The organism is Halovenus halobia (assembly GCF_051414135.1).
GTDB classification, from domain to species: domain Archaea; phylum Halobacteriota; class Halobacteria; order Halobacteriales; family Haloarculaceae; genus Halovenus; species Halovenus halobia.
This window is the reverse complement of record NZ_JBLKOA010000004.1, coordinates 74,731-95,548: the sequence shown is the minus strand read 5'-3', so window position 1 is coordinate 95,548 and position 20,818 is coordinate 74,731. Positions and strand designations below refer to the sequence as shown.

22 protein-coding genes are annotated in these 20,818 nt (G+C 61.8%); 10 read left to right on the top strand and 12 right to left on the bottom strand.

Going from position 1 to position 20,818, the window contains the following annotated elements:
- Position 1: 1 nt before the first annotated feature.
- Genes ACMGFM_RS11280 through ACMGFM_RS11270 form a run of 3 tightly spaced genes read right to left on the bottom strand, consistent with a single transcriptional unit; the run spans position 2 to position 2,929 of the window.
- Positions 2-475 carry a Mut7-C RNAse domain-containing protein gene (locus tag ACMGFM_RS11280; protein WP_436902716.1) on the bottom strand — a complete coding sequence of 158 codons (474 nt, stop codon included), beginning with the start codon at positions 473-475 and terminating at the stop codon, positions 2-4.
- On the bottom strand, positions 472-2,214 hold the full coding sequence (polX, locus tag ACMGFM_RS11275; RefSeq protein WP_436902715.1) for a DNA polymerase/3'-5' exonuclease PolX: 1,743 nt from the start codon (positions 2,212-2,214) through the stop codon (positions 472-474). Before polX ends, ACMGFM_RS11280 begins: the two co-directional genes overlap by 4 nt.
- 40 nt (positions 2,215-2,254) lie before the next feature.
- Positions 2,255-2,929 carry an MBL fold metallo-hydrolase gene (locus ACMGFM_RS11270; protein ID WP_436902714.1) on the bottom strand — a complete coding sequence of 225 codons (675 nt, stop codon included), beginning with the start codon at positions 2,927-2,929 and terminating at the stop codon, positions 2,255-2,257.
- Positions 2,930-3,031: 102 nt separating this feature from the next.
- Here ACMGFM_RS11270 and ACMGFM_RS11265 point away from each other — a divergent pair, with 102 nt between their 5' ends.
- Together ACMGFM_RS11265 and ACMGFM_RS11260 are read left to right on the top strand one after the other, a co-directional pair.
- Positions 3,032-3,556: a GNAT family N-acetyltransferase gene (locus ACMGFM_RS11265; RefSeq protein WP_436902712.1), complete on the top strand. Its 525-nt coding sequence runs from the start codon at positions 3,032-3,034 to the stop codon at positions 3,554-3,556.
- A complete protein-coding gene (locus ACMGFM_RS11260; protein ID WP_436902711.1) occupies positions 3,553-4,071 on the top strand; it encodes a GNAT family N-acetyltransferase in 519 nt (172 codons plus the stop codon). The genes ACMGFM_RS11265 and ACMGFM_RS11260 overlap by 4 nt, the downstream gene beginning before the upstream one ends.
- Positions 4,072-4,077: 6 nt before the next feature.
- On the opposite strand, the gene ACMGFM_RS11255 is transcribed toward ACMGFM_RS11260, so the two are convergent.
- The 5 genes from ACMGFM_RS11255 to ACMGFM_RS11235 all read right to left on the bottom strand — a co-directional run bounded on the left by ACMGFM_RS11255 (position 4,078) and on the right by ACMGFM_RS11235 (position 8,176).
- Positions 4,078-4,413, bottom strand: coding sequence for a ferredoxin (locus ACMGFM_RS11255; RefSeq protein WP_436902710.1), 336 nt, complete (start codon positions 4,411-4,413; stop codon positions 4,078-4,080).
- 1 nt (position 4,414) lies between these two features.
- Positions 4,415-4,963, bottom strand: a complete 549-nt coding sequence (locus tag ACMGFM_RS11250; RefSeq protein WP_436902709.1) for a peptidylprolyl isomerase — start codon at positions 4,961-4,963, stop codon at positions 4,415-4,417.
- 40 nt (positions 4,964-5,003) lie between these two features.
- Entirely contained in the window at positions 5,004-6,278 is a 1,275-nt protein-coding gene (locus tag ACMGFM_RS11245; protein WP_436902708.1) for a PH domain-containing protein, read from the bottom strand.
- An 89-nt stretch (positions 6,279-6,367) separates the two neighbouring features.
- Entirely contained in the window at positions 6,368-7,342 is a 975-nt protein-coding gene (gene twy1, locus ACMGFM_RS11240) for a 4-demethylwyosine synthase TYW1 (protein ID WP_436902707.1), read from the bottom strand.
- A gap of 285 nt (positions 7,343-7,627) precedes the next feature.
- Positions 7,628-8,176: an HIT family protein gene (locus tag ACMGFM_RS11235; protein WP_436902706.1), complete on the bottom strand. Its 549-nt coding sequence runs from the start codon at positions 8,174-8,176 to the stop codon at positions 7,628-7,630.
- Between the two features lie 276 nt (positions 8,177-8,452).
- Here ACMGFM_RS11235 and ACMGFM_RS11230 point away from each other — a divergent pair, with 276 nt between their 5' ends.
- Entirely contained in the window at positions 8,453-8,653 is a 201-nt protein-coding gene (locus ACMGFM_RS11230) for a DUF7835 family putative zinc beta-ribbon protein (RefSeq protein ID WP_436902705.1), read from the top strand.
- Positions 8,654-8,671: 18 nt separating this feature from the next.
- Here ACMGFM_RS11230 and map read toward each other — a convergent pair whose 3' ends face one another.
- Together map and ACMGFM_RS11220 are read right to left on the bottom strand one after the other, a co-directional pair.
- On the bottom strand, positions 8,672-9,562 hold the full coding sequence (map, locus tag ACMGFM_RS11225; protein ID WP_436902704.1) for a type II methionyl aminopeptidase: 891 nt from the start codon (positions 9,560-9,562) through the stop codon (positions 8,672-8,674).
- 31 nt (positions 9,563-9,593) lie between these two features.
- Positions 9,594-10,448, bottom strand: a complete 855-nt coding sequence (locus ACMGFM_RS11220; RefSeq protein WP_436902703.1) for an isoaspartyl peptidase/L-asparaginase — start codon at positions 10,446-10,448, stop codon at positions 9,594-9,596.
- 148 nt (positions 10,449-10,596) lie between these two features.
- Here ACMGFM_RS11220 and icd point away from each other — a divergent pair, with 148 nt between their 5' ends.
- From icd to ACMGFM_RS11185, 7 genes are all read left to right on the top strand, one after another.
- Entirely contained in the window at positions 10,597-11,859 is a 1,263-nt protein-coding gene (icd, locus tag ACMGFM_RS11215) for an isocitrate dehydrogenase (NADP(+)) (protein WP_436902702.1), read from the top strand.
- Between the two features lie 294 nt (positions 11,860-12,153).
- Entirely contained in the window at positions 12,154-12,285 is a 132-nt protein-coding gene (locus ACMGFM_RS11210; protein ID WP_436902701.1) for a hypothetical protein, read from the top strand.
- A gap of 157 nt (positions 12,286-12,442) precedes the next feature.
- Complete coding sequence (locus ACMGFM_RS11205; RefSeq protein ID WP_436902700.1) at positions 12,443-13,522, top strand: lysylphosphatidylglycerol synthase transmembrane domain-containing protein; 1,080 nt, start codon at positions 12,443-12,445, stop codon at positions 13,520-13,522.
- A gap of 23 nt (positions 13,523-13,545) precedes the next feature.
- Complete coding sequence (locus ACMGFM_RS11200) at positions 13,546-14,712, top strand: alpha-1 4-glucan-protein synthase (protein WP_436902699.1); 1,167 nt, start codon at positions 13,546-13,548, stop codon at positions 14,710-14,712.
- A gap of 45 nt (positions 14,713-14,757) precedes the next feature.
- The gene (locus ACMGFM_RS11195) at positions 14,758-15,930 is read left to right on the top strand and encodes an extracellular solute-binding protein (protein ID WP_436902698.1); all 1,173 of its coding nucleotides are present in this window, start codon (positions 14,758-14,760) and stop codon (positions 15,928-15,930) included.
- Between the two features lie 25 nt (positions 15,931-15,955).
- Positions 15,956-17,605: an ABC transporter permease gene (locus tag ACMGFM_RS11190; protein ID WP_436902697.1), complete on the top strand. Its 1,650-nt coding sequence runs from the start codon at positions 15,956-15,958 to the stop codon at positions 17,603-17,605.
- Between the two features lie 13 nt (positions 17,606-17,618).
- Positions 17,619-19,649, top strand: coding sequence for a DUF7846 domain-containing protein (locus ACMGFM_RS11185; protein ID WP_436902696.1), 2,031 nt, complete (start codon positions 17,619-17,621; stop codon positions 19,647-19,649).
- Between the two features lie 3 nt (positions 19,650-19,652).
- On the opposite strand, the gene ACMGFM_RS11180 is transcribed toward ACMGFM_RS11185, so the two are convergent.
- Positions 19,653-20,042 (bottom strand): hypothetical protein, encoded by a 390-nt coding sequence (locus ACMGFM_RS11180; protein WP_436902695.1) that lies wholly within the window; start codon positions 20,040-20,042, stop codon positions 19,653-19,655.
- 46 nt (positions 20,043-20,088) lie between these two features.
- The gene (locus tag ACMGFM_RS11175) at positions 20,089-20,817 is read right to left on the bottom strand and encodes a dolichyl-phosphate hexose transferase (RefSeq protein WP_436902694.1); all 729 of its coding nucleotides are present in this window, start codon (positions 20,815-20,817) and stop codon (positions 20,089-20,091) included.
- Between the last annotated feature and the right edge of the window lies 1 nt (position 20,818).

Here is a 20,818-nt window from a genome sequence, read left to right as displayed (position 1 = left end):
TCTAAAGCGAGTTGTGATCTGTTTCGCCGACACCAGCGACGATATCGCCCATTCGCTCCCAGTGACTCCCCTTCCAGAAATGTTGGTCACAGGCCCGGCACTGCCAGACGGGGTCGATGTCGTCGGGAGCGTGCTCCGGTCTGTCCTCCTCCTCTCCGAGCGTGCGCACCAGACCGTTACAGACGCTGCACCGGGTTGGCTCCTCAGGGAATCCGACCGAAACACCGTCGGCAGCGAGTTCGGCGAGTTGGTCCGCAACGTCGCGGGTTTCGAGCAAGAGTGCGCCGTCGGTTCGGGCAGCCAACTCTCGGTCGCGGGTCACCAACCGTCGCTGCTCGGACTCGGCAAATTGTTTGAGTGCGTCGTCAGCCTCGATGTTCTCGTCCTGTGCGTACACCGTGTCGTAGCCACAGAACCGCAGGTAGGTCGCGAGTTTCCCCAACATCACGTCGAGGAGAAACTGATCGTCGGTCATCGTGCCAGAAATGCCCGGAGTTCCGCCGCTGAGTCGGTGTTGAGCACATCACCAGCCTCGGCCCAGCCACGCCGGGCGGTGTGGACACCGTATCGGCAGTACGCGAAGCTCGCGGGGTCGTGGGCGTCGGTGTCGATGACAATGGTCGCACCTGTCTCGAGAGCCTGTTTGACAGCGTGGCCCGACAGGTCCAATCGGCCGGGGTTGGAGTTGACCTCCAAGGCAGTGTCGTGGTCGGTGGCGACCGACGCCAGTCGTTCAATGTCGATATCCATGCCCTCACGGCGGTTGAGTCGCCGGCCCGACGGATGACCGATAATGTCGGTCTCGGGGTGGCGGGCCGCTTCGGCAAGCCGCTCGGTCCCGTCACCCGAGAGGTCGCTGTGTGGCGCGGCAACCACGATGTCCATCTCCGCAAGCACATCGTCGCCAACAGAGAGCCCACCGTCTGCCTCGATGTTTGCTTCGACGCCAGCAAACACCTCGATGTCGGCGTCGGCAGCAACCGCTTCGATTCGGCCGATTTGCTCACGTAGTTCGTCATCATCGAGACCGACGCCGCTGAGAATCCCAGGGCCGCTAGCGTGGTCGGTGACCGCGAGATACTCGTGGCCAAAGTCGGCTGCGCCGTCGACCATCTCCGCGATTGAGACCGCGCCGTCGGACCACTCGCTGTGGGTATGCAGGTCCCCGCGCAGGTTGCCCTCTGTGAGCAGGTTGGGCAGCGTCCCAGCAGCGGCGGCCGCAACTTCGCCGCGGTCCTCGCGCAACTCCGGCGACACCCACGCCATATCGAGGGCGTCGTACATCCCCTCCTCGTCGGGGCCAGCAACGCGCTCGCCGACGCGCTGGCCAGCGTCGGGGCCCTCAGTTTCGGAGACATCGAAGACGCCGTACTCGTTGACTTTCAGGTCGCGGTCGAGTGCCCGGTTTCGGACCGCAACGTTGTGTTGTTTGCTCCCGGTGAAATACTGCAGCGCTGCGCCGAACTCTGGCTCTTCGACGACGCGCAGGTCCACCCGAACCTGCTCGATGCGCAGACTCGCTTTCGAGGTGCCCGCTTCGATGACCCGGTCGGCGAACTCGAGGTCAGTGAACGCCTCGACGACAGCCTCGGGGTCGTCGCTGCCAACGAGCACGTCGACGTCGCCGACAGTCGGTTTCCAGCGGCGAATCGAGCCCGCGAGTTCACAGCGCTGGACCGCCTCGGCGTCCAGCAGTGCCTCGCGAACCTGCTCGCCGCGCGGTCGTGCCTGGTCGAGCAGTTGGCGGTCGTGGGCCTGCCGGGCGAAGTCGATGCCATCGAGAATGTTCTGTTCGGTCGTTGCGCCGAATCCGGAGACTTCCTGTATCTCGCCGGCGCGGGCGGCCGATTCCAGGTCATCGAGTGTCTGGATACCCAGCGCCTCGTAGAGTGACCCCACGGATTTCGGGCCGACACCCTCGACGCGGGTGAGTGCCTCCATCTCGACGGGCATCTCGGCGCGTAGTTCTTCCAGTTCCTCGATTTCGCCAGTTTCGACGTACTCGACAATTTTGGCGGAGATAGCGTCGCCGACGCCGTCGATTTCGGCGACAGCGTCCTGTCCCTGCTCGGCGAGCGCACCAACGTCGTCGGTGTACTCTCGAATGTTCTCGGCGGCCCGGCGGTAGGTCCGGGGTTTGTAGGAGACATCTTGGGCCTCGAGGAGGTCCGCGAAGGCTTCGAGACGGCGAGCAATCTCGTCGTTACGGCTCATACCTCCTCTCGGGTCGGGAGGAAAATAAAATGCCGCCGGCTCAGTCGAGTTGTCTGGCGCAGTCGGCGAAGCGTTCGCTGCCGCCGCGTTTGAACGGCACGCCATGGCCCGGGGCCGCCACCTCGAACGCTGGAAGGTCCTCGGCGAGCGACCGAATTGACGACCGAACCGCCGCAGTGTCGTAACTGATGCTGTACGGCGAGGGGACGAATCTGCCGTCGTTTTCGCGGACGAGGTCACCGAGCACGGCCGTCGAGAGTTCCTCGCTCACGTAGACAGTGTGACCGGGCGTGTGGCCCGGCGCGTGGTGTGCGGTGAAACTGCCGAGTTGGTCGCCGTCGTCGACGGGTTCGACCGGTCCTGCCGGCGGGTCGGTCAGCCAGCCAAATGCCCGCTGGAAGGCACCCTTGTGGTTTCGCCACGGCGGTGCGCGCTCGCCGGTCACGAACGGGTAGTCATCGCGGCCGACGTAGACCGGCGCGTCGAGGTCAGCAAGTTTCGCGAGCGTGCCGACGTGGTCGATATCGTAGTGGGTGAGCAGAACGCGGTCGATTTCGGCGAGTGACCCAGCAGCGTCGGAGACAGCCTGCTGGATCGTCTTGCGGTTCCACGGCAACCCCGCGTCAATCAGCGTGAGTGTGCCACCGTCGTCGACGAGATACGCGTTGACGCCGCCGCAGTCAATCCACCAGACACCTTCCCGCAGTTCTCTCATGTGAGGGGGTTGGACGCGACGAGCAAAAATTTCGGTGGCGTCGTGGTTCGTGCTAGCACACGTTCAGCAGGATTTTTGCACCGGGCGGGCAAGCACTCGAAAATGCCCGGCCCAGTCTTCATCGACGGCGACCAGGTGACGTTGCGGACAATCGAGGAGGAGGACCTGCCCTTCCTGCAGCAGCAGGTCAACGACCCCACGGTGTGGCGCGCAATCGGCCGCGCAGACCCGGTCAACGCGAACCAAGAAGAGGGGTTTTTCGAGGATGTCGTCTGCGAGGATGGGTCGGTGCAGTTGCTCGTCTGTGCCGACGACCAGCCTGTCGGGACCGTCGGAATCCATCTCGAGGAGGGTGCCGTTCGAGCGGCCGAGCTGGGCTACTGGATTGCCCCCGACCACCACGGCAACGGCTACGGGAGCGAGGCCGCCGAACTGCTGACGACGTATGGCTTCGACCAGCGGGGCTGTCACCGCATCGGCGCCCGCGTCTTCGAGTTCAACGACGCCTCACAGGCGTTGCTCGAATCGATTGGCTTCCAGCACGAGGGCCGACGCCGTGAAGCCACGTTCATCGACGGCGAGTATCAGGACATCCTCTGGTACGGCGTGCTGGCCGAGGAGTGGTGACGGTGGGGCCGGTCTTTCTCCGCGGTGAGACGGTGACGCTGCGCCCGGTCGAGCGCGAGGACCTCGAGTTCTTCAGAGCACAGAAAAACGACAGACGAGTCTGGCAGCCCCTGGGCTGGCCCAGACCTGAGAACAGCACGCAACTGGAGACGTTCTTCGAGGAGACAATCTGTGACGACGACGGCGTCCACCTGCTGATTGCAGTCGACGGCGAACCTGTCGGGCACGTGAGTTTCCAGACACTCGACAGTCACAGCGCAGAACTGGGCTACTGGATTGCCCCCGCAAAGCAGGGGAACGGCTACGGAGCCGACGCTGTCGAGACACTGGTCGAGTATGGCTTCGAGCAGCGCGGACTCCACCGGGTCGAAGCTGGTGTCTTCGAGTCCAACGACGCCTCACAAGGGTTACTGGAATCGGTCGGTTTCAGTCGGGAATTGCGCCAGCGCGAAGCCGTCTTCGTCGACGGCGAGTATCAGGACCTCCTCCGGTACGACGTGCTGGCCGAGGAGTGAGAGTAGCTACCAGTCGACCGACAGCGTCCCGTCGCCCTCGGGGTCTGGGGCGAGTTCCTCTCCGGTTTCGCGGTCGATGACGTGAATCACGCCAACGTCTTTTTTCGCAGGACAGACCTCAGCAGCCCGAATGTTCTCGTCTAGCTCAGACTCGTCGATAAAGTAGGTGTTCGGGCTAGCGATGCCCGTCGAAAGGTCAAGCGCCCAGTTCCCGGAGACTTCGGCGCACTTGCCCGCGCCGATGCACTTGTTGGCCTCGAAGATGATCTTGTAGGGTTTCTCCGCAACTGGCGGCCCGTCGTCGCCGCCGATATCCGCAGGGTCAATCGGCTCCTCGCTCATCTCAGTCGTGAATCTCGACAGATTCCAGCAGAATTTCGTTAGTTGGTTTATCCTGCCCGTCGACGTCGGCCGAGCCAATTGCCTCGACAACGTCCATTCCGTCGGTCACTTCGCCGAAGACAGCGTGTTTGTCGTCGAGATGTGGCTGGGCGGCAAGTGTGATGAAAAACTGCGAGCCGTTGGTGTTCGGGCCGCGGTTTGCCATCGACACCTTGCCCGCGCCGTCGTGGCGCAGGTCGTCGTGGAACTCGTCGTCGAAGGTGTAGCCCGGGCCGCCGCGACCGGTGCCGGTCGGGTCGCCTGTCTGGATCATGAAGTTCCCGATGACGCGGTGGAACAGAATGTCATCGTACATCGGGTCGACCCGCTTCTCACCGCTGTCGGGGTCTTCCCACGCGCCGGTACCGGGGCCGATATCGGTCCCCTCGTAGTCGTTTGCTCCCTCAGCGAGCCCGACGAAATTCTCGACTGTGTTCGGGACTTTGTCGTCGAACAGTTCGATTTCGATGTCGCCTTCGCTGGTGTGAAGCGTCGCAGTTAGGTCACTCATAGCTAACAGGTCGGCGGCGACGAGTAAATGGCTGGCGGTACTAGAGATTGTACCGTTTGCTCCCGAGCCGCTCGCGTTCGGTCCGGATGGATTCGGCGTCGCCGGCACGGAACTCTCGGGCCAGTTGGTGGGCCTTATCGAGTTGTTCGAGCGCCTCGTCATGGTGCTCGCGGGCGGTGTCAGGATGCCCGCGGCGGTGTTTGTCTCCCTCCGCTTCGAGCTGTTCGGCGAGCTCCTGCCGGCCCTCGATCAGATGGCCAACAACAGTTTCGATCCGCGAGCGAAGTTCGTCTACATCCCCGGAGAAGTCGATGTCGGTCCCCCAGCCCGCAGTCAGCGCGTCGCGGTACTGCTCGAAGGCTTCCTGCCAGGCCTCGAGTTCCACAGGGAGTTTGTCGGTTCCGCGGGCCCGCTCGCAGGCCTGCTGTGCGAGCGCCCGTGGTCTAACTTCCAGATGTGAGAGTCGATTCTCGATCGTGTTGAGTTTCGTCTCGATTTCTGCGGGCTCGGAGATTTCGCCCTTCCGGGCGATAGCCTGTGCGGTTTCGAGGTTGTCACGGGCGTACCAGAAGCTGCGGTAGGCCTGGGTGTACTCGCGGTTTTTGGTGTGATGGTCCGCTTCAGTTATCAGTGTCTCTGCGCGGGCAATCCGGGTTCGCACTTCAGTTCGGTTCCGCTCGCGTTCGACCGACCGAATGTGTTCCTGGAGTGCTGCCGGGGAGTCGATGTCGAACCGGTCGAGGTAGTCACGAGCCTTCTCAATTTTTTCGGCGGCGTCCTGTCGGCGGTCCCGTGCCGTCTCTATGTCGCCGGCCTCGATGGCTTCGCCCATCTCCGCACTGTGGTCACGGGCGTCGTCGAGTGTGGCGATCACCTGGTCCCAGCACCGACTGGCCTGCTGGAGATAGTTGACTGCCGCCCCGAGATTCGAGGAATCGGAAATCTTGAACCGGTACTCGCCCGCCCCCCAGACTTCGACGGTCAGTTTCGAGCGCAACAGCCCGTCTTTCGCGTCGATAGCCTTGAGTTCGGTATAAGAAATTGCGACCGCCGAGGACTGCTGGTCGGAGGCAACGACAAAGACCAGTTTCCGGTCGGTAACGACTGCGCGAGCGGTCGCGTTCCCCGGGACAGTGGTCGTGTTCGTCTTGCCGTCTTCCGCTTTGACGACGCTGCCTTTGCCCGGTAATCGGTAGTGGATCTGTTCGTCGGATTCGATATACCCATCCAACGCATCGACGACTACCGATTCCGGTTCACCAGCCCCGGTTCCAGGGGTGAGTTTTTCTCGAAGTGTGTTGCGTGTGAGTGACATTTCCGCCGCCCCAGGCGTCCGTACACCCGATTTAGAGAGTCCAGAGTAAAATGCTTCCTGATATATCAGTTATCGATAGTGATAGTGACCTACTCCGCAAGCGGGTCACGTTCCCAGAACTCGGAGGATTTGTTCAGTTTTGGGACCCACGTGTCCGACTCAGCCGCCAGCATCGCAACCCGGGAGGCTGGCACCTGTTTGAGTTCGTCGTGTGGGAGATACTGTTGCATCTCTTCGGCGAACGCGACGACATCCTCGTGGTCGGGCATCGAATCTCGGTCGAGACGGCCGCGAGAGTGGCCGACGTGCATGTAGGCTTTCAACTCGACAAAATCCGCACGAGCGCGTTCGACCATCGTTGCGTACCACTCCGGATGGTGCATATTGTGGCCGTTGACGAGAGTGGTCCGAATGACGGTCCGGGTCTCGTCTTTCTCGGCTAACACGTCGAGTGTCTCGATTAACTTCTCCCAGGCGTCGTCGTCGACAGCTTTGACCGTCGAGTCGAAGGTCTGGCGGTCCGGCGCGTCCACTGACACGTACAGCTGCGTGGGGTCGCAGTCGGCGAGTACCTCGGGTTTCGTGCCGTTCGAGACGAGGAAGGTTGTGATGTCGCGGTCGTGGAATTCCTCGATCAGTTCGTCGAGATAGGGGTACAGTGAGGGTTCGCCGTCCAGTGAGATGGCGACGTGGCGTGGTTCCATCGCCTCGTCGAAGCGCTCACGCGGGACCTCTTCGTTGCCGCCAAAGCCAGAGAGAAGTTTCGTCTGGAGTTCGATCGAGGCGTCGGCCACCGCCGCGGGGTCGTCCCACTCGACATCGCCGAGTTCGTAGGCGTGGCCGGCGTGGTCTCGCCAACAGAAGACACACCGCTCGTTGCACTTGACGACCGGCGTCATCTGAATGCAGCGGTGTGATTCGATGCCATAGAATATGTTCTTGTAACATTTTCCTTCGCCACGGAGGGCGTTTTTCGTCCAGCCGCAGGTCTGGACAGCCGTGTGATTCTCGCTGTGGTAGTTGGGGTCGTCTACCTGTTTTGGGCCACCGTCCGAGTCGCTCATACAGCGTTGTACCCTGTCCGGGAGTGTTAACACCCACGGTCAGGTTGCTGGCCAGCGGGGTTATATGTAAACCAGCCGTACAACCAACCAAACAAGGGTGAACCAAGAGATGAACCTGTTCAGCCGCTCTGATGACAGTCTCCTGTGTGATACGCTCGGCCTGCACACGTATCGATACAACCGCCTCCAGCTCGGAGAGGTGTACGCAACAGAAAAAGTCTGTCTGCGCTGTGGGAAGACACAGTTGCAAAATCCGAGTCCGCGGGCCAACCCGTAATAATCGGGTTATTCGGGAGCAATTTCGACGGCCTGTTCCGCGCCGGACGCAGTGACCCCATCCTGTGCCGCGAGCGCCTCGTGAAGTCGGTCGTAAGTATCGTTCACAGCCTCGACGATGACCGTCGTGTCGCCGATAACCGGCATGAAATTGGTGTCGCCCTGCCAGCGCGGGACGATGTGGGCGTGGAGGTGGTCGCCGATAGAACCGCCGGCAGCGGCGTGACCGAGGTTGTACCCGACGTTGTAGCCATTGGGGTCGAGTGCCTCGTCCATCGCGTCGATTGTCCGCTGGACGAGACGCTCCTTGGCGAGCAAACTCTCCGCGTCGAGGTCACGGTAGTCGCCGGTGTGTTCGTGCGGAATGACCATCGCGTGGCCGGGGTTGTACGGGTAGTTATTCAGCAAGACGAAGGCGTGCTCGCCGCGAGCGAGGAGATTGTACTCTCGGTCCGGAGCGGCCACGTCGGGGAGTTCACAGAACACGCAGTCCTCGAACTCGTCGTTCCCGCCGCGTTCGACCCAGTCAATACGCCACGGGGCGAAGATTTGGTCCATATCTGCTCTGTGGGAGCCAGCCACTTGAACGCACCCTCGCCGAGTTCTCCACCGTCGACCCTAGTCAACTCGTGACAACCTGCGACGCCACTCCTGAGACATATAAATCCATCGGCCGTTCAGGGAGAAAACAGTCCAGCGAGTGGATTCAGACCGACAAAACGGGGCTCATCCCCGGAGAAACCCACGATCTCCACGCTGTCGGAAAGGTTGTGTATTGAACAAACTCAACAATCGTCCTTTTTTATATCCTTACGTTACCGAAGTAAGGTCACAATGGCAACGACAGACGAGTCCGTCGCAGGCGTCACCGAGGATTGCCCCCGGTGTGAACGACAGACGACCCATCAGGTATCGGTCGAGATTCTCACCGAAAGCGGTAAACAGGAAAACGCCGAGTACTCCCGCGAACCGTACCGCGTCAGCGAATGTGACGAGTGCGGGGCAACAACAAAGCGGCGGATGAACAACGCCTGACGCTGTCACGCCAGCAGGTTACCGAGTCGTGACTTCACAGCCGTCTTCGGTGACGATGACAGTGTGTTCTTTTTGACTGACGTAGTAGCCAGCCTGCTCTTTGAGTACCGGATAGCCGTGGACGATATCTTCCTGTTTGAGTCGGCGCAGTGCCATCTCTGGCCGGTCAACATCTAGCCACCGGGTTGCGAACGGAAGCGTCCGAAACTCTTCGGTAATCTGGTCGAGGGCCGCCCGTGCCTGTCGGTCTCGAATCGATTTGTCTTTCTCCAGCGCAAAAATCTCCTCTTCACTGCCCTCCTGTACCTTGCCGCCACCGTCGGTCGCGAAGGGCTCGATTGCGACCACGTCACCGACTTCCAGTGTCGTGCCCTGGGGAACCTTCCGGTTCGGGATATTCGGTTTGGTGTGTTGTTCCCAGTGACCCAGTCCGTGGCCCGTGAGGTTGACGACAGGGTTGTAGCCGTACCCGTCGATTGTTCGGCCAATCACGTCACCCAGTGTGCCGGTGTCGATGCCGGGTTCAACCATCTCGACGGCGGCGTTCAGTGCCTCTGCGGAGGCTTCGACGAGTTCGTCGTGGCCCGACAGGTCGACGGTGATGGCCGAGTCAGCCAGCCAGCCGTCGACGTGGACGCCGATGTCGAAGTTGACCATCTCCTCGCCGAACGTCGAGTCGTCGTCGATACTCGGGGTGGCGTGTGCGGCCTCCTCGTCGATTGAGATGTTCAGCGGGAAGGCGGGTTCGCCGCCGAGTTCGCGGATGCGGTTCTCTGCAAACTCGGCAATTTCGAGGTGGCTCGCGCCGACTTCGATTCGGTCGACGGTCTCCTCTCGGACGGTGGCGAGAATCTCCCCGGCCTCTCGGTGTTTCTGGTACTGCTCGGAATCGAGATCCACGTCGGTCATGCCAGCCGATTCGGGGCAGACAGTCAAAGTGTTACCGCTCTTGGACTGCAGTCTGCATTCCCTCGGAGTTGAACGCAGTTCCTGTCCGTCCGTCGTCGTCGATGACGATTACACCAGCCTCTTCGCCAGTCTCCGTTCCGAAGCCACGGATTGTCCGCTGGGCGGCGGTCTCGGGGTCGTCGCCGTCCTCGATTGCGTCGACAACCCGCCGCGCGAGTCCGTACCGGGCGATTGCCTCGCCGGCCCCGGTTGCGCTTGCTGCGGCCCGCTCAGTTGCGTAGAAGCCGCTGCCGACCTGGGGCACATCACCAACCCGACCAGCCAGCGCGGCCCACCGACCGCCGGTCGAGGTTGCCGCGGCGAGGTGGGTTCCATCGGTGGCGACTGCGCCGACAGTGTCGATACCGCCGAACTGGTCGCGGACCCACGCGAGTTGCTCGGTGATTCCCTCGTCGCTGCGGTCGGGCGTCTCCGCCCAACGCTGTCGGGACTGTTCGCTCCAGAGGTCACAGTTCGTTTCAATCTCGTTCGCCCGCGCGAGTTCGACAGCGTGGTCACCGGAGATGAGGATGTGTGGCGTCTGTTCGGCGACAACCTGTGCAACATCGACGGCGTGTTCGACGCCGAGCATCGAGCAGGCCGCGCCGGTTGTCCCGTCGCTGTACATGACTCCTGCGTCGGTGCGAATCTGACCGTCGCTTTGGACGGCGCTGCCGACGCCGGCGTTAAACTGCGGGTCTGATTCCAGGACGCGTACCGCCTCGACAATGGCAGCCATGGGCGTGTCGGCGTCCGTTCCGGCCGACACGGCTCGGTCGAGGACCGCCTGGCGTTGTGCTGGCTCCGCAGGTGTTCCACCAGCACCGCCGTGGACGAGGACATTCATACCAAGCGATTGGCCGAAGCCCTAATAATTCACACGACAGGAGCAATTGGCCCGTAGGAGCCGCGGAGACAACTACAAGGAAAGACCATGACAGACTCTGGCGAAGAAAGCGGCATTACTTTACACCCGCAAAGAGAAAGCTCGATATATGGAATTCGACAAAATCGAGGTACCCGATGAGGGACAGCGGGTAGAGGTACTCGACGAGGAAGCAGACGAGTTCGAGGTACCGGACCATCCGATCATTCCGATTCTGTACGGGGACGGAATCGGGACAGATGTTGGACCGGCAGCACAGAAGGTCCTCACCGCTGCTGCACAGGAAACGGGTCGAGACGTGAGTTGGATGCGGGTGTACGCGGGAGAGAGCGCTCGCGAAAAGTACGACGAGAACCTGCCACAGGATACCGTCGACGCGATCAAGGAGTTCCGAATCGCAATCAAGGGGCCGCTTACGACGCCGGTCGGGGCCGGCTTTCGCTCGCTGAACGTCGCCCTGCGAAAACGGCTCGATACCTACGCGAACGTCCGACCAACCTACCACCTCGACGGTGTGCCGTCGCCGGTTACACACCCCGAGCAGATGGATATGGTGAACTTCCGTGAGAACACCGAGGACGTCTACGCCGGTATTGAGTGGGAAGAAGGAACCGAAGACGTCGAGAAGGTTCGAGAGTTCGTCGAAGAGGAGATGGGCTTCGACGAGACAATTCACGAGGGAGCGGTCGGAATTGGAATCAAGCCGATCACCGAGTTCGGCACGAAACGACTCGTTCGCCGAGCAATTGACTACGCGCTGGAACACGACCGTGACTCGGTGACTCTTGTCCACAAGGGCAACATCATGAAGTTCACCGAGGGTCAGTTCCGCGACTGGGGCTACGAGGTTGCTGTCGAAGAGTACGGCGACGAGGTCATTACCGAGGATACGCTGTGGGAAGAACGCGACGGCGAACAGCCAGACGACGCCGTCGTCGTCAACGACCGCATCGCCGACAACATGCTCCAGCAGATTCTCACCCGAACCGAGAACTACGATGTGCTGGCGATGCCGAACCTCAACGGCGACTACCTCTCAGACGCCTGTGGCGCACAGATTGGCGGACTTGGTATCGCACCCGGCGCCAACTTCGGTAACGCGCTCTGTCTCGCCGAACCAGTCCACGGCTCCGCACCGAAATACGCCGGCCAGGACAAGGTCAACCCGAGTGCCATCATCCTCTCTGGTGTGCTCCTGTACGAGTACATGGGCTGGAACGACGCCGCACAGCTCATCAAAGACGCCGTCGAGGAGACCATCTCCTCGAAGAAAGTCACCTACGACCTGCACCGGCAGATCGAGGGCGGCGAGAAACTCGCCACCAGCGAGTACGCCGACGAGATTGTGAAGAATATCGAGAAACTCGCATAACGAGTTTCTCGTCCTCTCGCGGTACAACCGCGAGAACATCGAAAAGCTGGCGTAGCCAGCGTTTCGTACTCTGACGGCGCAGCCGTCAGAACATCGAGAAACTCGCACAGCGGGCCGATTTTCCACCGATAGCGCTCTCAGCGTATCGGGCGATTCTGCAGAACCGTCTGTAGCGGCGGTGACACTCTCTGCTGATGTAGTGGCCAGTCACTGGCTGCCTCATCTACCTTTAAGTGTATAATCGATAATAGGACCATAAGGATTTAATATCACGATTGTGAATGTCGGAGTGTAATGCCCGAGTGCACATCGTGTGGAACGCGGATGAGCCACAACGACGAGACCACAAAACTCACAGAGTACGTTTGTCCGAGCTGTCACGAGACCGAAATCACGTACAAGCAGTCCTTTCGCGTAACCGCGTAAGGTCACGGGGGACGGGGGGATTTTTTGACGAGACAACCGGTCAGCGGCTGCTGTCGCGGTCAGCGAGTTCCGCTGAGTTCCCGGACTGACCAGCAAATACGACAAACACTGACCAGTTTTAGGTGCGCTTAAATATTTGGAGCAGTCAGCGGTTCGTATGGGAACACCAGCCGGCGAGCGCAAGCGTCTGTTCACACAGCGTCGGCTCAGCCTGCTGGGAACGGTGCTCGTAGTTGTCGTTGGCTGTGCTATCGCAGTCCGCACCGTCGACGTTGACGAGGTAATCGATGCTATCCGTGTCGCCGATCCACGACTAGTGCTCGCAGCCGTATTCGTCTACACGCTGTCGTGGCCGGTACGCGGACATCGGTACGGCGAGATTCTCGATAGCATCGGACACCGCTGTGGGCAGCGGTTTCTGACGGCGGCAGTCTTCGTGAGTCAACTCGCGAATCTCGTGGTGCCGGCGCGAGCAGGCGACGGCGTCCGAGCATACCTGCTCAAGACGCGGCGGGACGTCCCATACGCCACCGGTGCCGCCTCGCTGACAGTTGAACGACTCTTCGACCTTCTCGCGCTGGCCTGTCTGGGCGCGTTCGCGGCTGGCTGGCTTGCCGTCGAAGGAAGTGGGCTGCCGGTTGGTCGGTCCGTCCCGGTGATACTCGCTGCCGGCGTTGTTGCCGGCGTGGCAGTTTGTTGTAGCCTGCTGGTTGTCGTCCTCGCACGGAGCGACCTGGAACTTGGCCGGCGACTGCAGACGTGGGCCGATGGCTCGGGGCTGTCGAAAGCAGTCGACGCGGTTGTCAGCTTCGGGGCCGATGTTCGTGTGGTTGCGGCCGACCCCCGGGCAATTGGGCGAATCGGTGCAGGAAGCCTCGCTGTCTGGGTGCTTGACGTCCTAACGGCGGTGCTCGTCTTGCAGGCGATAACCGACCAGTTAGCCCCGACAGCACTGCTTGCGGTGGGGACACTCGCAGTAACGGTTGGCAATCTCTCGAAAGTGTTGCCGCTCTCACAGGGTGGAATTGGGCTGTACGAGGCCGCCTTCACTGCGCTGGTTGTCGCTGTCTCCCCGGTCACCCCGGCGACGGCGCTGGCCGCTGCCGTCGTCGACCACGCGCTGAAAAACGGCGTGACAGTGCTCGGCGGGGCAGCGAGTGGGCTGCTGTTGAACCTGTCTCCCAGTGTGGTCGGAAACCAGTCAGGGAGCCGAGAACCCGAATCGTCAAATCTTTAGGTAAGCCTAAAAAATAGCCGAGTATGGAGCAGCGAACAGAACAGGACATTTGCGTAATTGTCCCGACAATTCGGGAGTACGACTGCGTGCGAGCCTACGTCGAGAATGCCCGCGAGCACGGCTTCGATACCTCACGGCTGTTTTTCGTCCTGGTGACGGAGGACTTCTGTGAGACCGAGGAGATGAAGTCGATGCTTACAGAGTTAGACGTGGCGGGCGAAGTGTTCGACGGCAGTCGTCGAGAAGAGTGGTACGAAGACCAGGATGTCGAGGAATACGGCCACATCGTTCCGGCGGCAAGTCACGCCGAGACGAGTTTCGGCCTGCTGTACATGTGGAACAACTCCCGCTTCGAGTACGGTGTGTTCATCGACGACGACACCCTCCCGCACGAGACCGATTTCTTCGGCGGCCACATGGAGAATCTCGCCTTCGAGGGCGACATCGAATCTGTCTCATCTGACACACAGTGGGTGAACGTGCTCTACCAGGAAGCTGACGAGCACGGCCTGTACCCACGCGGCTATCCCTACTCCGCGATGGATGAGACGGTGACGACCGAGACGGAAACCATCGAGCGCGGGGAGATTGTTGCCTCACAGGGACTGTGGACGAACGTGCCCGACCTCGACGCAGTGCGCATCCTGATGGACGGCGACCTGCAAGGACAGGCCCAGACTCGAACGGAAATCGACGACTTCGGCGAGGACTTCGTCGCCGCAGAGGACAACTACCTCACGGTCTGTTCGATGAATCTTGCCTTCCGCCGCGAGGTGATCCCAGCGTTCTATCAGTTGCCAATGGACGACAACGAGTGGGACGTTGGCCGGTTCGACGATATCTGGAGCGGCGTCTTCCTCAAGCGAGCCTGCGACCTGCTCGGGAAGCAGATCTACAACGGCCGACCGCTCTGTGAGCACAACAAGGCCGCCCGGTCGACGTTCGACGACCTGCACAACGAGGTTGCTGGCCTCGAACTGAACGAGCACGTCTGGGAGTATGTTGACGAGGTTGGTGAGGATGCAGCGAGCTACGAAGACGCCTTCGGCGCGATGGCCGACTCGCTCTGTGACGCCGACCCCGAGGCCTACCGCAACGGCGAGTTCCTGCCCTACGTCGGCGAGCATATGCACGACTGGCTGGATTGTCTCGAAGAACTACAGCGCGTCCCCGCCGCGGCAGACGACTGAACCGACAGCGATAACCATCATTTGAGCAAGCCTACATCAACAACAATGACCAACGAACACGGACGAACGGACGACCGACACGCATCGACAGACAGACGACGGTTTCTCGCAGGTGCAGCCGCAGCCGGAACGGCTGGCCTCGCGGGTTGTTTCGGCATGTTTGGCGGCGATGGCAGCGACGGCGACGCCCTAGATTTCAGCCTCGCCACCTTCCGCGGCTCCGGTCCTCTCGTCTCGGGCCGACCCGAGCCGAGTGGAACCTCGATTGCAGACCTTCCGGACCTCGAGGGAGAGTTGAACTTCTACCTCGGCGGCGGCGAGGGTGGGCTGTATCTCGACCTCATCGACATCTTCTCGCAAATTTACCCGGACTTCTCCTACCAGCAGTCACTCGACGCCTCGAGTCAGCTCTCGAACCGCATCGTCGAGGAAGTCGACGCCGGCGCGAGCCAGGCCGACCTCTTCCTCGCAGTCGACGCCGGCTCGCTGGGCAACGTTGCACAGAACGGAGCGGCACTGTCGCTCCCGTCGGAGATTACCGGTGAAGTCCCGTCGAGTCTACAGTCTGAGGGCTGGATTGGCTTCGCTGGACGCGCCCGAGCAGTGCCGTACAACTCCAGCCAGCTCAGCCGCTCGGATATTCCTGACACTGTGCAGGAGTTCCCGGAGGCCGGCGTTCTGCAGAACAGCACGGGCTGGGCACCGACCTACAGTGCGTTCCAGGCGTTCGTCACGGCGATGCGGCTGATTCGCGGCGAGTCCGAGACGCGCTCGTGGCTCAACGCGATGGTCGACGCCGGGATCGAGCAGTACCCCAACGAGTTCGCTATCTCGAACGAGGTTGCAAACGGTGCACTGAACGCTGGCTTCGCGAACCACTACTACTCGCTTCGCGTGCGCAGTCAGCGCCAGAACGCGCCGGTCAAACTCGCCTTTACCAGCGGTGACGCCGGCGCGCTGATCAACGTCTCCGGTGCACAGATTGTCGAGGGCGCCAGCGATGTCGAACTCGCGGAGAACTTCATCCGCCACCTGCTCTCGGCGGAGGCACAGGAGTTCTTCGCGACACGAACCTTCGCGTACCCGACCATTCCCGGCGTGCAGCCTGTCGGCGGCCTGCCGACCATCGACGAACTGAACCCGCCGGATATCGACCTCGCAGAACTCGCAGACACCGAACCAACGCTCGAACTGTTGAGCGAAACCGGAATCCTCTAAGGAGCAGCTACCGAATCTTCGATGGATGGACAGCACAACAGACGCCGGCGACGACGGGCCCTCGTGGCCACAGCAGCTCCACGCCAGAGCCGCGCTGGTCCGCCAGCGATTCAGAGAGCTCGGACTCGCAGCCGTCGCGACGCTGATCGCGGCGCTGTTGTTGATTCCGTTCGTCTGGCTGCTCGAAGAGGCCAGAATCGTTGGCTTCGACGAAGTCGTCGCGATCGTCTTCAGCGCGAGCACCGGAGAGATTATTCTCAACTCGCTGCTTTTGACCGGGTCGGTAACCGCGTGCTCGATTCTCATCGGTGTGCCACTGGCAGTCCTGACTGTCCAGACCGACCTGCCCTTCCGTCGGTTCTGGACCGTCGTCGCGGCGCTCCCGCTGGTGATTCCAAGCTACATCGGGGCCTTCGCCTTCGTCTCCGCGTTCGGTCCCCGGGGTGTGTTGCAGGGAGCGCTCGCGCCGCTGGGCATCCAGGAATTGCCCGAGATCTACGGCCTGTTCGGCGCGACGCTGGTGTTGACACTGTACACCTACCCGTACGTCTACCTGACGACGCGAGCTTCGCTCCTTTCCTTCGACGGCACCGTCGTCGAGGCGGCCCGGACGCTGAATCACTCCCGCTGGGAGGCATTTCGGCGAGTGACTCTGCCACAGATCAAGCCCGGTATCGCCGCCGGCGCACTGCTGGTGGCGCTGTACACGCTGTCGGATTTCGGGACGCCACAGATCATGCGCTACGACGTGTTCACGCGGATGATTTACGTCCGCTACAACAACTTCCTGCTGGGCCGGGCGGCCGTGCTGTCGCTACTGCTGTTGGTGTTGACAATCGTCATCTTGACCCTGGAATCGCGTATCAGCGCGAACAGCGAGGGCGCACACGTCTCGAGCGGCAGTCGACGCGCGGGTCGTATCAATCTCGGCTGGTGGAAACTGCCCGCGGTCGGGTTCTGTGCGCTGATTGCCGGACTCGGACTCGCACTGCCGGTCGGAATTTTGGTGATGTGGCTTCGACGGCCGTCACCGGGCTTCGCCGAGGGTGGGTTCACCTTCCAGTTCGGCTACGTCCTCAACTCGATGAGCGTCTCGCTGGCGGCGGCCGTCATCGCGGTCATCGTCGGCCTGCCGCTGGCGTATCTCTCGGCGCGCAGCAGTTCCCGATTTGGCTCACTGCCGGAGCGAGCGAGCTACATCGGCTACGCGACGCCGGGCGTCGTCGTCGGACTCGCCCTGCTCGTGTTCGGAATTCGATACGCACGGGTGCTATACGGGACGATATTCGTCCTCGTGTTCGCGTACGTGATTCGGTTCGTGCCACAGGCCGTCGGAACGATGAAGTCCTCAGTGTTGCAGGTCGACCCCACGTACGTCGAGGCGGCGCGGTCGATGGGCGACACGCCGCTGCGGTCGTTCCGACGTGTCGTGTTGCCACAGATTACGCCCGGAATCATCGCCGGCGGGGCGCTGGTCTTCCTGACGACGATGAAGGAACTCCCAGCGACGCTCATCCTGAAGCCGCTGGGCAGCGAGACTGTCGTGACCTACGTCTGGCAGGTGCAGGAGGCCGCGTACTACGGCCAGGCCGCCGTGCCGGCGCTGGCACTCATCGGTGTCTCCGCGCTGTCGATGCTGATTATCCTCCGTCAGAACGGCTACGACGGGACCTAATCCGGAGGGGACAATGAGCCGAGACCGACTGTCGGCCGTCGTATCGTGGTTGACCCGGGACAGACAGGCGACGCTCGTGCTTGCAGTGCTGACCGGCGTGGGGATATTTCTCATCGGTGAAACGGTCTTTCCGTACTACACCACGAACCACGACGAAGCCGTCTATCTCCAGCAAGCAGAGATGCTGCTGGAAGGACAGTTGCGGATGCGACCGCCGGTCTCGGAGTCGTTTCATCCGTGGTTTTTCGTCATCGACGGCGACACATTCTACCCGAAGTACACACCGGTGACGGCCGCCCTGTTCGCTCTCGGTAAGCTCGTGGGGAGTTTCCGCCTCACGCTTGCGGTGCTCGCGGCGCTGGCGGTTGCACTGACCGACGGCATCGTGAGCGAGTTGTTCGACGACCGGACGGGGCTGGTGGCTGCAGGACTGCTCGCTCTCTCGCCGCTTTTCATCCTCCAGTCGAGCGCCTTCCTACCGTACGTGCCCGCGTTTACGCTGAATCTGCTGTTCGTGTGGGCCTATCTCCGTGCCGACCGAACCGGACGCCGGCGGTTCGCTGCCCTCGCCGGCGGCGCAATTGCCCTCTCTTTTTGGGCGCGACCGTACACGGCGGTGCTGTTTGCGACGCCGTTTATCTGTCACGCGCTGTGGACGCTTCGAACGCTCGACCGGGACGTGATTGTCCGTCAGAGCGTCGTCGCGGCGCTTGGACTCGTCGGCGTCGGCGCTGCACTGGGCTACAACGCGGTCATCACCGGCGACCCGATGACCTTCCCCTACGAGGCCTTCGCACCCCGTGATGGGCTGGGCTTTGGCGAGCGTGAAATCGTCGGCTACGAGCGCGAGTACACTCCGGAACTGGCACTCGAAGCCAACGGGCGCAATCTCTGGCAGTACGCCACCCGATGGACCCCCGGCGGGGTCTTCGGAACCCTGCTTGCAGTCGTCGGCCTCGCCACGGTGCTGCGCCGGCGTGAACACCGGCGAGACCCGCACACACTTGCGGTACTCGCCGTCTTCCTCACCATCACCGTTGGAAACGTCTACTTCTGGGGGACGCTGAACGTGCTGGGTGACCTCTCGAACCCGAACGACGGCCTCATCTCGCTTCTGGGGCCGTACTACCACGTCGGACTGCTGTTGCCAACAGTCACTCTCGGTGCGGTTGGGGCGACCAGCCTGTTCGACACTGCGAGGGGCGTCCGCAAGCGTGTGGACGGTCCCGCCAGACGAGCGGTGCCGGCGCTTGCGGTCGTTGCGGTGCTCGTCTTCGCCGGGGTGACTGCCGGTGCCGTCGGGGCGCCACTGTCGGAGAACTACGAAACCACCGAGCAGTACGAGCGCGCCTACGAACCCTTCGAGGACCAGCAGTTCGAGAACGGGCTCGTCTTCCTGCCGACGCCGTACGGCGACTGGCTCAACCACCCCTTCCAGAAACTGCGCAACGACCCCGACTTCGACGACGAGGTGGTCTACGCCCTCCAGCACCGCGAGTTCGCGGTTGTCGACGCCTTCCCGGAGCGACAGCTCTACCGGTACACCTTCCGCGGCGAGTGGTTGCCCTTCGAGGGTCGGTCGGTCGACCCCCGACTCCGCGAAATCGAGCACGTCAGCGGCGAGCAGGTCGAACTGAACCTTACCCTCGGTATCCCAGACGCGGTCGAGATTATCGAAGTGCGGGCCAGCGTCGGCGAGGACGGCGACCGGACCGCGGCGTCGCTGAACGACGACCTCGAGATAGCCACCACCGTCACCGATGGGACTGCCACGGTTCGGTCGCCAGCGTTCTCGGAAAACCTGACCGTTGCCCACGAGGGTGGTGACGAACTTCGAATCGTCGTCTTCGTCGATTACGGCGCGCTGGGCGGGTTCGAGTACGTCGCCGAACTACCGGTGCTCGAAGACGACGGGGAGTACCGAGCGCTATCACCGTACCTCGAAGTGTGTCGCGGACCCGCCCGGTGTGGCGGCGAGGCAGCTTACGTCCCCGGACAGCACCGGACTGGCGTGTCGATGAACGCGACGGTGTCGGCGGAGTAGTGATCAAACGTCGTCGGTCACGTTGCCGCGTCGGGCAAACAGCCATCCGCGAGAGACGGAGACGGCAATCAACAACCCGACCAGGAACGGGTACGCAATCCTGGCGGCAACGCGGCTCTTGAGCAATTCGACGGCCATCATATGACAGATGAGGCTCACAGACCGGAGCCGTTCGTTTGCGACCGGCACCATATCCAGAACTGGCGTGAAATAATCGACGAGCGTGTAGAGCGCACCGAGGGTGAGACCGCCAGCGAACGTGAGAAAACCAGCAGCAGGCGGCATCCAGCCACCTTTGAGGACGACCGGCGCGAGAAGGAGCGCGAGAATGGTAGTCGGGAACAAGAGGGCCCCGAACTCTGGGGTTCGTCGCGGCGTGGGGAACCCGGACATTACCGGGATGTCCGCCACAACTAACAAAAAGCTAACTACTTCGGCGCTACTTGAACCGCTCTTCGAGCGCGACTTTCACGATGGATTTCGCAATCGCCGCACCGCCTTCGAGTGGGTCAAGTTTCGTCTCACCTTTGCGTTCGGCGTAGCTAATTGGTTGCTCGCGCACGTCGTAGCCACGCATCAGCGGTCGAATGAGCAGTTCTGCGGAGAGTCCAGTGTTCTCGGTCCACTCGATTTCCTGGACCACCTCTTGGCGGTAGGCTCGCATTCCGGTCGTGGTGTCGTGGACGCGCGTGCCCATCAGCACGCTCGCCCCCAGCGCAAAGAGCTGGTTGCCCAGTCGATTGAACGCCGGCATTGCTTCTGCGCCGTGGTACAGTCGGTCACCGCTGACCACGTCGTAGCCCTCGTTGATGCGTTCGAGAAACTCCGGCAGTTGCTCCATCGGGTAGGTATCGTCGCAGTCTGTCGTGACGACAATCGGACGGTCTGGGGTGAGAATGGCCTCGCGAACCGCGACGCCGTAACCCTGTGGCTCCTGTTCGATGACCGTGGCGCCGTGCTCACGAGCAATCTCCGGCGTCCGGTCGGACGAGCCGTCGACACAGACGACTTCGGCCTTCCCGTGGGTAACCTCCTCGATATCGGTCAGCACCGTCTCGATTGCTTCTTCTTCGTTGTAGGTCCCCATAACGACACTCAGGTCGTCGAAGGTGTACTCAGAGGGTGTTGACTCCGTTGTCCCGTTGACTGGGGCGTCGAGCTGACTCATT

Excerpts from the sequence above, each read along its gene's own strand:
- map (WP_436902704.1), bottom strand. The coding sequence starts at position 9,562 with ATGACCGACGTGGATCTCGATTCCGAGCAGTACCAGAAACACCGAGAG.
- ACMGFM_RS11175 (WP_436902694.1), bottom strand. The coding sequence starts at position 20,817 with ATGAGTCAGCTCGACGCCCCAGTCAACGGGACAACGGAGTCAACACCC.
- ACMGFM_RS11180 (WP_436902695.1), bottom strand. The coding sequence starts at position 20,042 with ATGTCCGGGTTCCCCACGCCGCGACGAACCCCAGAGTTCGGGGCCCTC.
- ACMGFM_RS11220 (WP_436902703.1), bottom strand. The coding sequence starts at position 10,448 with ATGAATGTCCTCGTCCACGGCGGTGCTGGTGGAACACCTGCGGAGCCA.
- ACMGFM_RS11250 (WP_436902709.1), bottom strand. The coding sequence starts at position 4,963 with ATGAGTGACCTAACTGCGACGCTTCACACCAGCGAAGGCGACATCGAA.
- ACMGFM_RS11210 (WP_436902701.1), top strand. The coding sequence starts at position 12,154 with ATGCCCGAGTGCACATCGTGTGGAACGCGGATGAGCCACAACGACGAG.
- ACMGFM_RS11185 (WP_436902696.1), top strand. The coding sequence starts at position 17,619 with ATGAGCCGAGACCGACTGTCGGCCGTCGTATCGTGGTTGACCCGGGAC.
- polX (WP_436902715.1), bottom strand. The coding sequence starts at position 2,214 with ATGAGCCGTAACGACGAGATTGCTCGCCGTCTCGAAGCCTTCGCGGAC.
- ACMGFM_RS11190 (WP_436902697.1), top strand. The coding sequence starts at position 15,956 with ATGGACAGCACAACAGACGCCGGCGACGACGGGCCCTCGTGGCCACAG.
- ACMGFM_RS11265 (WP_436902712.1), top strand. The coding sequence starts at position 3,032 with ATGCCCGGCCCAGTCTTCATCGACGGCGACCAGGTGACGTTGCGGACA.
- ACMGFM_RS11270 (WP_436902714.1), bottom strand. The coding sequence starts at position 2,929 with ATGAGAGAACTGCGGGAAGGTGTCTGGTGGATTGACTGCGGCGGCGTC.
- twy1 (WP_436902707.1), bottom strand. The coding sequence starts at position 7,342 with ATGAGCGACTCGGACGGTGGCCCAAAACAGGTAGACGACCCCAACTAC.
- ACMGFM_RS11195 (WP_436902698.1), top strand. The coding sequence starts at position 14,758 with ATGACCAACGAACACGGACGAACGGACGACCGACACGCATCGACAGAC.
- ACMGFM_RS11235 (WP_436902706.1), bottom strand. The coding sequence starts at position 8,176 with ATGGACCAAATCTTCGCCCCGTGGCGTATTGACTGGGTCGAACGCGGC.
- ACMGFM_RS11245 (WP_436902708.1), bottom strand. The coding sequence starts at position 6,278 with ATGTCACTCACACGCAACACACTTCGAGAAAAACTCACCCCTGGAACC.
- ACMGFM_RS11205 (WP_436902700.1), top strand. The coding sequence starts at position 12,443 with ATGGGAACACCAGCCGGCGAGCGCAAGCGTCTGTTCACACAGCGTCGG.
- icd (WP_436902702.1), top strand. The coding sequence starts at position 10,597 with ATGGAATTCGACAAAATCGAGGTACCCGATGAGGGACAGCGGGTAGAG.
- ACMGFM_RS11200 (WP_436902699.1), top strand. The coding sequence starts at position 13,546 with ATGGAGCAGCGAACAGAACAGGACATTTGCGTAATTGTCCCGACAATT.
- ACMGFM_RS11230 (WP_436902705.1), top strand. The coding sequence starts at position 8,453 with ATGGCAACGACAGACGAGTCCGTCGCAGGCGTCACCGAGGATTGCCCC.
- ACMGFM_RS11280 (WP_436902716.1), bottom strand. The coding sequence starts at position 475 with ATGACCGACGATCAGTTTCTCCTCGACGTGATGTTGGGGAAACTCGCG.
- ACMGFM_RS11255 (WP_436902710.1), bottom strand. The coding sequence starts at position 4,413 with ATGAGCGAGGAGCCGATTGACCCTGCGGATATCGGCGGCGACGACGGG.